General features: G+C 38.7%; 13 protein-coding genes, 1 pseudogene and 1 riboswitch. Of the genes and pseudogenes, 4 read left to right on the top strand and 10 right to left on the bottom strand.

Annotation, left to right across the window (positions count from 1 at the left end):
- Positions 1-96: 96 nt before the first annotated feature.
- The 4 genes from rfbB to rfbA are packed head-to-tail and all read right to left on the bottom strand — an operon-like array spanning position 97 to position 3,435.
- Positions 97-1,125 (bottom strand): dTDP-glucose 4,6-dehydratase, encoded by a 1,029-nt coding sequence (gene rfbB, locus J7E67_RS17190; RefSeq protein ID WP_214732471.1) that lies wholly within the window; start codon positions 1,123-1,125, stop codon positions 97-99.
- Entirely contained in the window at positions 1,125-1,979 is an 855-nt protein-coding gene (rfbD, locus tag J7E67_RS17185) for a dTDP-4-dehydrorhamnose reductase (protein WP_214732470.1), read from the bottom strand. The genes rfbB and rfbD overlap by 1 nt, the downstream gene beginning before the upstream one ends.
- 15 nt (positions 1,980-1,994) lie before the next feature.
- On the bottom strand, positions 1,995-2,543 hold the full coding sequence (rfbC, locus tag J7E67_RS17180; RefSeq protein WP_214732469.1) for a dTDP-4-dehydrorhamnose 3,5-epimerase: 549 nt from the start codon (positions 2,541-2,543) through the stop codon (positions 1,995-1,997).
- A gap of 13 nt (positions 2,544-2,556) precedes the next feature.
- On the bottom strand, positions 2,557-3,435 hold the full coding sequence (rfbA, locus tag J7E67_RS17175) for a glucose-1-phosphate thymidylyltransferase RfbA (protein WP_214712327.1): 879 nt from the start codon (positions 3,433-3,435) through the stop codon (positions 2,557-2,559).
- Positions 3,436-3,772: 337 nt separating this feature from the next.
- Between rfbA and J7E67_RS17170 the strand changes: the two genes are divergently transcribed.
- Together J7E67_RS17170 and J7E67_RS17165 are read left to right on the top strand one after the other, a co-directional pair.
- Positions 3,773-4,756, top strand: a complete 984-nt coding sequence (locus J7E67_RS17170) for an LCP family protein (RefSeq protein ID WP_214732468.1) — start codon at positions 3,773-3,775, stop codon at positions 4,754-4,756.
- Between the two features lie 541 nt (positions 4,757-5,297).
- A riboswitch (cyclic di-GMP riboswitch) is annotated at positions 5,298-5,383 on the bottom strand.
- A gap of 445 nt (positions 5,384-5,828) precedes the next feature.
- A pseudogene (locus J7E67_RS17165) lies at positions 5,829-6,218 on the top strand (sodium:solute symporter family protein); the annotation flags it as partial.
- Positions 6,219-6,405: 187 nt separating this feature from the next.
- Here J7E67_RS17165 and J7E67_RS17160 read toward each other — a convergent pair.
- The 5 genes from J7E67_RS17160 to J7E67_RS17140 form a co-directional block, all read right to left on the bottom strand.
- Entirely contained in the window at positions 6,406-6,795 is a 390-nt protein-coding gene (locus J7E67_RS17160) for a YidH family protein (protein WP_214732467.1), read from the bottom strand.
- A gap of 132 nt (positions 6,796-6,927) precedes the next feature.
- On the bottom strand, positions 6,928-7,065 hold the full coding sequence (locus J7E67_RS17155; protein ID WP_214732466.1) for a hypothetical protein: 138 nt from the start codon (positions 7,063-7,065) through the stop codon (positions 6,928-6,930).
- Positions 7,066-7,173: 108 nt separating this feature from the next.
- Positions 7,174-8,688 carry a sulfatase family protein gene (locus J7E67_RS17150; protein WP_214732465.1) on the bottom strand — a complete coding sequence of 505 codons (1,515 nt, stop codon included), beginning with the start codon at positions 8,686-8,688 and terminating at the stop codon, positions 7,174-7,176.
- Positions 8,689-8,724: 36 nt separating this feature from the next.
- Positions 8,725-9,690 carry a formylglycine-generating enzyme family protein gene (locus tag J7E67_RS17145; protein ID WP_214732485.1) on the bottom strand — a complete coding sequence of 322 codons (966 nt, stop codon included), beginning with the start codon at positions 9,688-9,690 and terminating at the stop codon, positions 8,725-8,727.
- A gap of 75 nt (positions 9,691-9,765) precedes the next feature.
- Positions 9,766-11,115, bottom strand: coding sequence for a glycoside-pentoside-hexuronide (GPH):cation symporter (locus J7E67_RS17140; RefSeq protein ID WP_214732464.1), 1,350 nt, complete (start codon positions 11,113-11,115; stop codon positions 9,766-9,768).
- A gap of 509 nt (positions 11,116-11,624) precedes the next feature.
- On the opposite strand from J7E67_RS17140, the gene J7E67_RS32135 reads away from it, so the two are divergent.
- Positions 11,625-12,341 (top strand): AraC family transcriptional regulator, encoded by a 717-nt coding sequence (locus J7E67_RS32135; RefSeq protein WP_308161432.1) that lies wholly within the window; start codon positions 11,625-11,627, stop codon positions 12,339-12,341.
- A 534-nt stretch (positions 12,342-12,875) separates the two neighbouring features.
- Here the strand turns inward: J7E67_RS32135 and J7E67_RS17130 are convergent.
- Positions 12,876-13,316, bottom strand: a complete 441-nt coding sequence (locus J7E67_RS17130) for a MarR family winged helix-turn-helix transcriptional regulator (protein ID WP_214732463.1) — start codon at positions 13,314-13,316, stop codon at positions 12,876-12,878.
- A gap of 179 nt (positions 13,317-13,495) precedes the next feature.
- Here J7E67_RS17130 and J7E67_RS17125 point away from each other — a divergent pair, with 179 nt between their 5' ends.
- Complete coding sequence (locus J7E67_RS17125; protein WP_214712350.1) at positions 13,496-13,918, top strand: organic hydroperoxide resistance protein; 423 nt, start codon at positions 13,496-13,498, stop codon at positions 13,916-13,918.
- Positions 13,919-13,956: the final 38 nt, after the last annotated feature.

The raw sequence follows: 13,956 nt of genomic DNA, 5'->3' as shown, positions 1-13,956 counted from the left end.
ATTTATTAAACTAACGCTTCTTATTTATTAATAGTTGTGAGCTACTCTCACTGAAATGGAACTTGTAGCAGTTAAGCCATCCCTGGCTATGACAATCTATGATTGATCTAAAGAATACTGCTTCTTGAAGTAATTCTTGTATTCCCCACTAATAATTTGCTCCCACCACCACTTGTTATCCACATACCATTCAATCGTTTGAGCGACTCCCGTTTCGAATGTGTAAGTTGGTTTCCACCCTAGCTTCTCCAACTTCGTAGGGTCAATAGCGTAGCGCTTATCATGACCTAAACGGTCAGGGACAAATTCAATGAACTCTTCCGATTTTCCTAACGTGGTAATAATCGTTTTTACCACCTCTAAATTTGTCCGCTCGTTGTGCCCGCCTATGTTATAGACTTCCCCAGTAACACCCTCATGCAAAACAAGGTCTAGTGCTGCACAATGATCATGTACATGCAGCCAATCACGGATATTCTTTCCGTCACCATAAACAGGTACCTTCTGATTATTTACTACGCGAGAAATTGTTAATGGGATCAATTTCTCTGGAAAATGGAAGGGACCATAGTTATTGGAACAACGTGTAATATTGACTGGCAGTCCAAATGTTTCGTGATAAGCACGAACCAAGAAATCAGAGGAGGCTTTACTAGCACTGTATGGACTATTGGGCTGTAACGGCGTCTCTTCTGTAAACAATGTCGATGAATCCAGCTCTAACTCACCGTATACCTCATCTGTTGATACATGAACAAACTTGGTGACTTCTATTTGTTTGGCGGCATCAAGTAACACTTGCGTCCCCAACACATTCGTCCGAACAAATATTTCTGGGTCCGTAATCGAGCGATCGACATGGCTCTCTGCGGCGAAGTGGACCACATAATCAAACTTTTCTTTTTCAAAAAGCGGTAGAATGGCTTCGCGATCAGCAATATCGGCTTTCATAAAATGATAGTTTTCCATCTTTTCGATCTCACGGTGCTTGGTTAGATCGCCCGCATAGGTTAACCCATCTAAATTATAAATACCATACTGAGGGTATTTGTTTATCATATGTTGGACAAAGTTTCCACCAATGAATCCGGCTCCACCTGTTACAAGAAGCTTTTTCCCTTGCATTACTCCACCTCTTGCTTTAACGCTTTTAAGTACTGCTCTAAGGATTCCTGCCAAGACGGCAATGGAATAAATCCATTGTCCAGTAGCTTTTGCTTCGACATTCGGGAATTCATGGGTCGGACTGCCCTGGTCGAATATTCCTCGGTTTTAATGGAATGAACTTTTACTATTTTGCCTGCTTTGTGAAAAATTTCTTCAGCAAATTCAGCCCAACTGCAGAATCCCTCATTCGTGGCATGATAAATTCCATATCGATCCGTTTGAATCATATCAATTAATAAACGTGACAAATCCAAGCTATTCGTTGGCGAACCCACTTGATCTCCCACCACATGTAGTCCATTTTTAGTTTCAGACAATCGCATCATTGTTTTCACAAAATTATTCCCGTTTAGTCCAAAAACCCATGATATCCGGACGATGAACCAATCGGATAAGATCGTTTGGACAATTTTCTCCGCTTCATATTTGGTCTGACCGTAATAACCGACGGGGTTGGGCTCGCTCGTTTCGTCAAAAGGTACTTCACCCAATCCATCAAAAACATAATCTGTACTGATATACATAAATTTAGCCCTTAGTTCCTTGGCGGCGCAGGCTAAATACTTGGTCCCATCGACATTCACCTTCCAGCAATTTTCTTGATCATCCTCTGCTTGATCAACCGCCGTATAGGCAGCACAATGGATTATCGCATCCGGATTGATTTCTTTTACAACCTTGGAAACAGAACGTTCATCTGTTATGTCCAGATCTTTTGACCCCACGCCAACCATTTCAATACTGCGCCTCGCCCCTTCACGAACCACATCAAAACCGAGCTGTCCTGAAAAACCCGTCACTAGAATTTTCATCGTTTATTCTCCAAATTAAAAATTATTTTCTGCATCTGCTAGTAGCGGAGCCAGTTCATCTTTTGTTGATAGTATCGGAGTCATCTCAACTGGCCATTCAATCCCAATGGTTGGATCGTTCCAGATGATGCCCCGGTCACATTCAGGTGCATACAAGTGGTCTACTTTATATTGAACTTCTACATCATCGGTCAACGTCAGAAATCCGTGTGCAAACCCCTTAGGAATCAATAATTGACGTTTATTTTCCGCACTTAACTCGATTCCAAACCACTTTCCATACGGTTGGCTTCTTTTACGAAGATCGACGGCCACATCAAATATCGCCCCTTTGGTACAGCGAACGAGCTTGGTTTGCGCTTTTGGATGTAATTGATAATGCAATCCCCGTAATGTCCCTTTGGCTGCCGAGAATGATTGGTTATCTTGAACAAATTTCACAACGATTCCTGCTTCTTGAAGCCTTGCCTCGCTATAGGTCTCCATAAACCAACCACGATGATCGCCAAAAAGTTTTGGCTCGATAATCATTACCCCTGGCAGGGAAGTCTCAATCACATTCAACCTATCACCTCTTTTAATACTTGATGCTGCCATTGGCTACTTTTAATAGATATTGGCCATAACCCGTTTTGGAAAATTTCTCACCTGATTCAATTAATCTATCAATATCAATCCAGCCATTGATATAGGCGATCTCTTCGGGTGCCGCGATTTTAATTCCTTGATGATCCTCAATTGTTTTTACAAAATTAGTGGCTTCCACTAAACTTTGATGTGTTCCCGTATCCATCCACGTAAAACCTCGACCAAGCAGCTCAACCTCAAGTTCTTCCATCCGTAAATATCGATCATTTACAGTGGTAATCTCTAACTCACCTCGTGCCGAAGGTCTGACACTTTTGGCAATATCCACAATTCGATTGTCGTAAAAGTACAATCCCGTGATCGCATAATTTGATTTTGGTACCTGCGGTTTTTCTTCGACGCTTAATACTTTTCCATTTTCATTAAATTCCACTACACCAAAACGCTCTGGATTTTGCACATGGTAACCAAAAATGGTTGCCCCACTCTCCTTTTGAGCCGCACGTTGGAGAATTTTTCGCATCCCACTGCCGTAGAAAATATTGTCTCCTAAAATCATCGCGACAGAATCATCGCCAATAAACTCTTCCCCAATTAAAAAAGCCTGGGCTAATCCATCTGGGCTCTCCTGGATTTTATATTCTAGATGTATTCCAAACTGTGATCCATCTCCGAGCAGCGCCTCGAAACGCGGGGTATCCTCTGGAGTTGAAATAATCAGAATATCACGAATCCCTGCAAGCATTAAGGTGGAAAGCGGATAATAGACCATCGGCTTATCATAAATGGGTAATAATTGTTTACTGGTGACCATCGTTAACGGATATAAGCGTGTCCCGCTTCCACCTGCTAGAATAATAGCTTTCATCGTAACCTCCATTCCGGGTCGTTATGGAAGGAATTTTGGTTTGGGCTGCCTATCGGGTTTCATTCCTTTATGTATATATGCTTATTTTGTAGTTCACGAAATATTCCACCGCTACATACGAACAGGAATGTTCGATGTTTTAATTAACGCTGGTAAAAATAAAGAGCCCGATTTCTACGTTGGCAATCGAGCTTAATTTCAGGATAACTGGGAATCTGATAATGATGGACTCGATGACACAAGAATGCCAATGATTTCCCATAAATTATGATTGAATAGATGATTTAAAAACTGTAAAATTAATAGAATTGATTTTGCCAATGCATCGGAGGAAATTATGAAAAAGAAGAATAGACGCAAATGGAAGATTGCCGGCTTTAGCATATTGGGGATTATTTTACTCATCGTTGCGGGCCTTGGATATGAATACTATAAGATACAGCCGACAAATCATTTTTCCACGGTGCCTGTGGTAAGTTCAGGAAAAACGGGCGATACCACATCAACAAGTGAATCTGTCGAGGTAAAAGAACCCGTTTTTAACCTGTTATTGATCGGGTCCGATGAACGGAAAGGTCAAAATGTAGGTCACTCGGATTCGATGATGTTGGTCCATGTCGATTTAACAAAACATCAATATGATGCGATTAGCATTCCACGTGATACCCGCGTTCATTTAGATGGGTACGGCTATACCAAACTAACAAGTGTTCAATATATTATGCAGGCCACAAAAGGCGCCCAAAAAGGAGTAGAAGCAGCAGTCAATGCAGTCGCTGAATTAACGGGAACTCCGATCAATTACTATGTCGAAACCAATTATGGCGGCTTTCAAGCAATGGTTGATGCCGTCGATGGCATTGAGATGAGCGTACCATTTGATGTGAAATTAACACATCCTTGGTATGGTGAAAACAAGGATAAAGTGATAAGTGCTGGAACCCATTCCTTTGACGGAAAAATGGTAGCTGAGGTTGTACACGAGCGCTATTCCCTCGCAAGTGGTGAATATGGTCGTCAAAAGTTACAAGAGGAAGCGCTAAAAGGAATTGCAAAGAAAGCCTTAAGTCCAAATAATATCACCAACTTGCCTTCTTTAGTGAAATCCATTCCCGACTTGGTGGTTGCGACCAATATGTCTACACAAGATATGTTAAGCCTTGGACTAGCAGCGAAAGATTTCGACCCCAACACCCAGTTGGAATACCACCAAATTCCCGGTGAAGGAAAAAGAATGTACGATGATATCTTAAAAGCAAATAACTACCAGCTAGTGATTAATCAGGACAAAATCAAAGATCTAGTAGCTCAGAACTTCTAAATAGAATGGTAACTCTATTAAGCCAAATGATGATAAAGTATCATTTGGCTTTTTTTCGCTTTGGAGCGGGGAGATGACTCTATTAAAAATAGGCTTTGGCAAAGAAGTCAGTCACGTTAAGTGGTTCTACGTTACCCAAAACCTTGGAATTTCTTGAGTTCAGTCACGTAGAGTGGTTCTACGTGACCCAACACGTTGGAATTTATTGAGTTCAGTCACGTAGGGTGGTTCTACGTGACCTAAAACGTCCGAAAATTTTCATTACAGTCACGTAGAGCTACTAGGCGACGGAAATGTGATTGAATCTCTGATCGCCTGACTTAAAAATAAAAAACAACCCCTAAAAAGACGGGATTGTTCTAGAAAACGCTTTCAATTTATTGATGTGTTTCGATTAACTGGTCTCCTCTTTTCGCTGCAACCATTAGACTCATAATCAAAAGCATAGAGAACGATCCAACAAATAGGCCTGCAATAAATATAAACATAGTATTACCTCCTAGAGTGTGTTTGATAATTCGTAGTAAGGTGTTCAATCATATTCGGTAACTGGCTAGCATAGTTGTGAAAACCTTAGCCCCTCTAGTTTTGCGACACCATCTTTCAATGGGAGTGCCCTTTCGTACGAACTATGTGTTTATTTTCATATTATACCATCTATTACTAGGATTTAATAGCCCTATAAACCTATTTAATATGATAATAAAGTGACGCAACGACAGTCTTACATCCATTTGCACTTCACCACATTTATTGTCGAAATATTTTTTCAATTTTCGCGCATTTCTACGTTTTTCCCTAACAGTGTTTGGGTATCATAAAGGAAACAATCTGAAAACTTACACCCCCTAGGGGAAGGACTATTTGAGATCCCAATTATTGAAAACGTTACCAACAAAACTCGAAAACCATAAATGTTTATCTATGTCGATCATAGGAGTGGATTTCATGGACAAGCAGGGGAATCTATTAATTGGATTAATTTGGGGTACATCACTTAGTGTTCCGTTATGGATTGCGTTTTTCGGTTGGATCAAAGTAATCACTCATTTTATTTTCTAATGGGATAAGAACTCAACATAATCTGTTTGTTGTCATTGGTCTTGCTTTATTATTTGGACTGTTATTCCCTACAGCATTAGTATCTTTGCAGCTTTTAGGTGTTTCAGGAATGGTTCAAATATTCCCTGCGATTGTTGTCAGCTTATTCTGGAAAAATCAAACGAAAGAGGCAACAACCATTGGATTGCTTGTTGGGTTGGCAACAACATTTACAGTGTACGGAACAAACAGCTCGCATGGAATTTACGAAGGGTTTTGGGGATTATCAGCCAACTTCTTAACCATTATTATTTTAAATCCTTTTTTCACAGCAAAAGCGAAACATCAATCAAATTCTGTAAAAGAGTATCTGTTTAATCCTTCAAAGTCTGTACAATCAAAACATAGAAAAGGCGCATAATGGGGCGGTTTTAGGCCCAGAGTGCCTATCAATGAGTTTGGAGAAATGCATAAAAAAAGCCCTGGGAGAGGTTATACTCACCAGGGCATTTTTCCATTTAAAATCCTCGACTTAAACTAACACTGCTGATGCTGTGTTTTTTTGTTAAAAACATAATGGTTCAAGAAATAAACTGATAAATAAAAGACTACATAAATAGTAAGAAAGAAAGATACATAAAAATTATAAAAATTAAGAAAGAAAAGAGGATGGATACAAATGTAATAGAGTGACTAGAAGGAATAAAAATACCTTCTTGAATTTCTTTTCTTTTCCTTGAATATTGAATGGTTGACATCACACCAGTTATAATCCCAACAATACATGCAAATATACCCAGAAAAATAGCCACAATATTAATTAAATGATTCGCGCTTATTTTGATGGTAAAATGCAACGAAGTAGTCAAAAAGCCAACCCCAGTAATAGAGACGGCTGTTCTAATCCATGCTAGGTAAGTTCTTTCATTTGCTAAATGTTGCTGTGCATATTTCTCACTGTCTTCGGATTGCTCTTTTATTTTTCGTAAAACTTCCATAAATAGCTGATCCCCTTTTTATAAGTCAAAATAAATAAATTTTACTGCCGAAAGGAATAGTTTAATATAATACAGCGACTAGCATAGTTCTACATAAACAGTAAATCCATACTAGTAGCCGTATCTAGTTACCTAGCAATTACCAACTAATGAGTTGTTTTTGGTATTAAACGTTTCCAAGATTTCATTTAGCATATCCTCATTACATTTAGCAGGATTAAATGCAATTAATGCACGTAACGGCATAAACTTCATCATTGCTACCATCATTTCATAGCTCTCTTCCCCCTCAGATACATTCAATAGAGGGTTATCTTGATAGATCTTAGTAAGAAATTGCTGGACAAGCGGAGCAATATTTGGATCAGCTAAAGAGGATTAAATTTTGAAAAACTCTGCAGCTCTTTTATAAATATTCTCTTCTTTCGGTTCTTCAAATGCTTCCGGGTGCCTCTCCTTTAGTTCAGGAATAGCCCAACCTCGTCCTGTTTCTTCTAAGTGTTTTACATACTTTTTTAAATCCTTGGATTGAGCATGGTATGGTCCACCCTCTTTGATGACGGTCCATAAAGGATCAACATCAAACGGCATCGATTTCATCATCTTATCATGCCATTGATTGAGATAATAGACGGCATCCTTGCAAACGCCTGGCTCTACTTTTGCCAAGTTATATTGTTCATTTGGATCATTTTGAAGATCAAATAACATTTCCTCATCAAATAAATGAAATCCATCATGGTACGTTCGAATGTATAGCCAATTATCAAAACGAACGCTTCGTTGGCACACATGGGCACATTGAGAAATGACTAAATAGTCTCTTCCACTCTCTTGACCTCTTGTTAATACTGAGGCATAGCTTGTACCATCCCAGCTTGGTTTTATATCTTTTCCAATTAATTCAGCCAGTGTTGGCAATAAATCAAGGTGGTAATGTAATCCGTGATCTACATGTCCCTGTTTCATACCAGGCCAGCGGACTATCATGGGAATTCGGCATGTTGCATTATCAGCAGTTCCATGTTCACCATATATACCAAGTTCTCCTAAGTTTTCTCCATGGTCCGCTGTAATAAGAATGATCAGATCATCCATGACTCCTTGTTCCTCAAGAGCCTTGAAAATTTGACCAATATTATTATCCATGTGGCGTACACCGCAATCATATCCATCAATCACCTCACGTAAACCGTTCATGTCCGAAATCTCTCCTGGATAACGAGGATATTTTGAAGATGCTAAATTATCATACATATTCAAATCATGAGCGCTATGAGGACCAACTTTTTGCCTGTGATTTTCAAAGACTTCCTGTGTAATCCAATCTGGCAATGGATCGTTTTCAAACGGGTTACCAAAGCTCTCAGGTGCTCGGTAAGGTGTATGTGGATCCCAATAATTCACATATAACATCCAGTTATCTTCTTCGGCGTTATCCTTCACCCACTTTAAGACTTTCGGTGTCACTTCTTCTGCCGATTCCATACCGAATTTTCCTGTATTATGTACTTCATTGAATCCGGCATAAAAAGTCCAAGCGGAGTGTCTTTCTGGGAAAGGGCTTACGAGTGTTGTTTTTAATCCTGCTGAACGGAAGAAAGAGGGTAAACTTTCGAACGTATGAAGATCAGAGAACGATCGACTAGCTCCTTCTTGCCGCACATAAGCTGCGGTTCCCCCATGTCCGACAGCTCCCGTATGAATACCGAAGCGCCCGGTCATTAATGCCGTACGGGATGGAAAGCATGGAGCATCTGAAGTGTAATAATTTGTAAATCGAACACCCTCATCCGCGATTTTGTCAATGTTAGGAGAGGTATTCCGGTTATATCCGTAACACCCTAAATGATCTGGTCGTAATGAATCTAAATCTAAAATGAGCATTCTCATACTTAAAACATCCTCTCTTTATATATCATGTTATATTTATGCGTCAGCCGCACAGCGAAATCCAATATTTCCTGTTGAACTATCTGGAGTATTGGAGCTACGGGCAGCAACTCGGTAACGATTGCAGTACGATTGATGGCAAAGGTAAGAGCCACCACGTGTAACTCTTGCTTTACCGCTGGATGGTCCCTTCGGATTCTCACTTGTTCCATCCAGATAAGACGTCGGACTAAACCAATCTGAGCACCATTCCCATACATTCCCAGATACATTATATAACCCATATCCATTGGCAGGAAAAGATTTTGCCGGAGCAGTACCCTGGTATCCATCCTTCCCTGTGTTCTTTTCTGGAAAAGTCCCTTGCCAAATATTGCACATGTGTTTACCACCAGGATTCAAGCGATCTCCCCAAGGATATCTCTTTTGTATGAGTCCCCCGCGAGCTGCATACTCCCATTCCGCTTCCGTGGGTAATCGTTTCCCCGACCACTGGCAGTAGGCAAGCGCATCATTCCAGGACACATGGACAACTGGATGATCCATTCGACTGAGAATCGTTGAATTAGGTCCCTCCGGTTCCTTCCAACAAGCGCCTTTAACAGCCCACCACCATGGGGCATTTTGTACAACATCTGTCACCGTCTCCGCCACTTGTTTTGAAACAAAACCGGAAAATACGAACGACCATCCGTATAGTTCAGCTTCCGTCTTGTATCCTGTATCTGTAATGAATTCCAAAAATTCAGAATTCTTAACCGTACATGGATCGATATAAAATGGATTCACCTTTACATTTCGAACAGGACCTTCTCCATCTTTGGGAAATCCTTCATTACTATTTGTTCCCATTAAGAATTCCTCACCAGAAAGGTAAATCATCTCTTCCGTTACAGACCTGTCACGCTTTTCCATCGTATCATGTTGTTGTGTAACCACCATTTTGTCGAGCGTTTTTGGTCTGCTTGCACAACAACATGAGGGTTTCTTTTCATTTGACATTTGTTTCACCTTTTTCCTGCTATTTAATGCAAATGATTTTTAAAAACCATTTCATGTTTTTGTGAATTGAATTAATTAAACAGCCACTTTACTATGTTTTTCTTCTAAATCTTGAATCATTTTTGCTTCTTCTTTCTCTAATCGGTAGAACAGGACTGCAACAATTCCGATAATGTAACAAATTAGTGGAATCCACACAAAGTTGAATTCAATGGCAAATAATGCAGACGAGCTTTGTTGTTGGTTTGCTACATACCCACCTAGTGACATGATCCATGCTGCAATTGCTCCTCCGAGTCCCATTCCAAATTTTACACCAAAGGTGGAGGCAGCCATCAATAGTCCTTGTGCTCTTACACCAGATTTCCATTCCCCATAATCTACCGTATCGGCAATCATAGCAAATTTTAATCCAGCCACTAATCCTAGTCCTAAGATACTTAACACTCTTCCTATAACAATCAAAGGGATTGTTAATGCTTCTGAGCCAAAATAAACCACTATTTGACCAATGATGGCAATACTAAATCCTAAAAGCAACGTATTTCGTTTCCCTAATTGTTTTGCAAAAAATGGGACTGCGATGATCCCAGCAATGGTTAAAACTGATAATCCATTTAACAATGGAATCAAATCTACTCGTTTAAGATTATAGGTAAAAAAGTAAATGGTAGATTGGGCTGCAGTAATAATAGAAATAAAAAGGATAACGTTTACAAACAATAGGATCCACCAAGGATGATTTCCTTTTAATGCCTTAACTCCTTGTTTAAAAGGAATCGGTTTATTTCCATTTACCTGGACACGTTCTCTTGTATTCGCGAACGTAATAAAGAACAAAACAACTGCAACAGAAGAAAACAGAATCATTGTAAAGAGAAAACCATGTTGCTTGTTTCCATGTCCTAAAAACGCAACCAAAGGTAATACAGCAGCATTTACAATTAATGCACCAGCTTGGCCCCCGACCATTCTAAATGCATTTACTACAGTTCTTTCTTGTGAATTACTTGTTAGACTTGGCAATAATGACGATAAAGGTACATTAATAGCCGCGTAGGTAATTCCCAATAAGATATACGTTACATAGGCATAAATCACCTTACCTGAGGGACTTAAATCTGGAGTCATGAACGTCAACACTGCAATAACCCCAAACGGGATGGCTAACCAAAGGAAATAAGGTCTTGATTTCCCCCATTTAGTACTTGTTTGATCAACTAAAACGCCGATAATTGGACCATCGAAAGCGTCGACTATCCTTGCGATTAGAAATAAGGTGCCGACCGCTGCTACGTCTAAACCAAATACATCTGTATAGAAAAACATGAGATATGTTGTAACCATTGTGAAAACAAGGTTAGAAGCCGTATCACCGAAACCATAACTGATTCTTTCTTTCAATGGAACTTGTTTATTGTTCATAATATCCTCCCCTGGTATTTGATTTTGCCTCCCGAGTACATCCCATATAATTGATCGATTAATTCTATTATTTTCCTTTAGTGGGGGTTTTCGTGGAAATCTCAAATCTAGTAAAATTTAAATGTAAGTAAATCTTGGTTGTATAAAATTAATCAATGACCATATCGGCATATTCAGCCAAGATCTTTTAAGCTTGTATTTTCCCACCCCTTCGTTACTCTTTTTATCAACCTCTCTAAAATGCAAACGCTTAATTGTTACCGCTTACTTTCCTCCCTTTGGTCATTATTATAAGGACCCTTAATTAGTAACTCCATGTACATTTCTCCGATTTCATGTACGATTTTTCAAAATTATTAATTTAATCATTATTTATAACAAGTAAATAGTGTATATTATTCCTATCTTAGTTCTGATAGGAGGGAACCATTATACTTTCCATTCTTAGCGCTTTTTTTGACAACTTCATTCCCGATTGGCATACACAAACAGAAAACATTCCTTATAATGTGTTAATTTTAGTTGTACAAGGCCGTGTACAATATACGATATCCGGAAAACAAATAACTGCTGAAAAAGGTGATATTTTATACATCCCTTCAACGACTGTTCGTGCCGGTAAAAATCATGAATCTGGTCCACATCAAAAATATACGGCTATCTTTACTTTAAATGAAAATGAGATTCCCACTAACCCCTTTCCGATTGATCAAAACTTTTTCCACCTAAAGACAAGAAGTTTTGAATATGTAAAGAATCGATTTGAACGATTATATTTTGATATAAGAGGAAAGAAAAAACACCGTGATTTTATTTGCCTTGGCATATTACAGGAATTAATCGGACTGTTCGCACAAGAATTGGAAGTCCCTTCCATCGCGCCAATAAAAGTAAAATACGCACAAATTATCGAGCGGTTCTTGTTGGAAAACTATCGAAAATCGATCGAAATTGAGCAGCTTGCAAAATTAATTCACCGGTCGCCTGGATACACCATTTCCGTTTTCAAAGAAGTAGTTGGTCATTCTCCAATTAAATACATACATCAATTACGAATATTGGAAGCTTGTAATCTCTTAGTCAATACGGATATGACAGTTGTGGCGATTTCCGAGTACCTAGGATATTACGATACATCTTATTTTTCTCGTATGTTTAAGAAATTAACATCACTTTCCCCAATGGAGTATATAAGGGTTGGACATCAGCTGGAGCATCAACCTTAAAAAAACGATTGGAATAGGGTTTCGGTGGGCGGCAGCTATCATTTTCTGCGCCTTTTCTTTTGCCCACTTTCCAGAACGATCCTTAATAAAATCCCCGCTTCCAACTCCCTTTTCCGCCACAAATCTAGCTCTATTTGCGCTTTCGGTTTGGCCCCCTAAGCAATTTTACGAAACTAACAAAGAAGGCATAATGCATACCGTTTCAAACGTTTGATTAAAAGTACCTTCAGCATGCTTCATTCCTGACTTTATCCCTTCAAATGCATGAAAAGAATGTCGAGAACTGTCTTCAATAAAGACTCTTTTAAAAAGGAACCTTGTTTAGCTGACAGGTCTTGCAGCAGTAGGTAAATAGAAGAAGACCTTTTGAGCTTCCTTCAAAAGGTCTTTTTGACTTTTCTATACAGGGGTTGTAAAAGTAGTGAAAACGTCTCGTAAATTGAAATTTTTTTAATTTACTATTTCCTAACACCCCTTTTTTTATATGGCCACTGTCAATTTCATATACTACACAATCAGGCATAACTAATACATTCAACTGTTAATCTGTTGTATTCTGTTTAAAATGGTTGATAGCGTTTGGTTTAAATTATTTAATTCCACCAAGTCCAAAGACAAATTTTCTAGTAATTTAGTAGGAATACATTGAGCTTTGCCTTTCAAGTCTTCGCCTTTTTTAGTCAATGAAATGATTACCGTTCTTTCATCCTCTAAGGATCTCCGGCGTTCAATGAGACCATTCCCTTCCATACGCTTTAACATAGGAGATAATGTTCCCGAATCTAAAAATAACCTATGCCCAAGCTCTTTAACAGTCACCGATTTTTCCTCCCATAGTACTAACATTACTAAGTATTGAGGATATGTGACATCCAACTCTTCTAATAAATTTCTGTATAATTTAGTGATTTCACGTTCTGCTGAATAAATCTTAAAACAAATTTGGTTCTCTAGTTTTAATTTATTGTTGTCCATTTTCTTGTCCTTTCTTCTTTCATCAGTACCATTATAATACAATAAACATTTATTTAAACCACAAATTAATTTTACACAATTTAATTGTTGACTGCAGATTATTTTATTGCTAATATAGTTTTATAAAATTAATTGTACACAATTTAATTTTATAAAACTATATTTTGGAGTGATTTTTTATGGAAACATTGTACACTGCAAGTGCTACAGCAGAGGGTGGTAGAGCTGGGAAAGTAACAAGTAGTGATGGAACCTTAAATTTAGCACTATCAATGCCGAAATCACTAGGCGGTCAAGGAAAAGAAAATGCAACAAATCCTGAACAATTATTCGCTGCTGGCTATGCAGCTTGCTTCGATAGTGCGTTAAATTTGGTCGCAAGACAAGAGAGAAAACGAATTGACTCTAAAGTTACTGCGGAAGTTTCACTTGGAAAAGATCATGATGGCGGATTCAAATTAGCTGCGGTCATAAACGTGTCAATAAAAGGGGTATCATTCGTAGAGGCTGAAGAATTAGTAAAGAAAGCTCATGGTGTTTGTCCTTACTCTAAAGCAACAAAAGGGAATATCGATGTAAAATTAATGATGAGTGTAATTTAAATTTTTCCTTCAAGTAACGTCCTAAAGTGGATTTATTA

The sequence above is a fragment of the Bacillus sp. ISL-46 genome (assembly GCF_018613205.1).
Note: the sequence above shows the minus strand (reverse complement) of the source record. Positions and strands in the feature narration are given on the sequence as shown.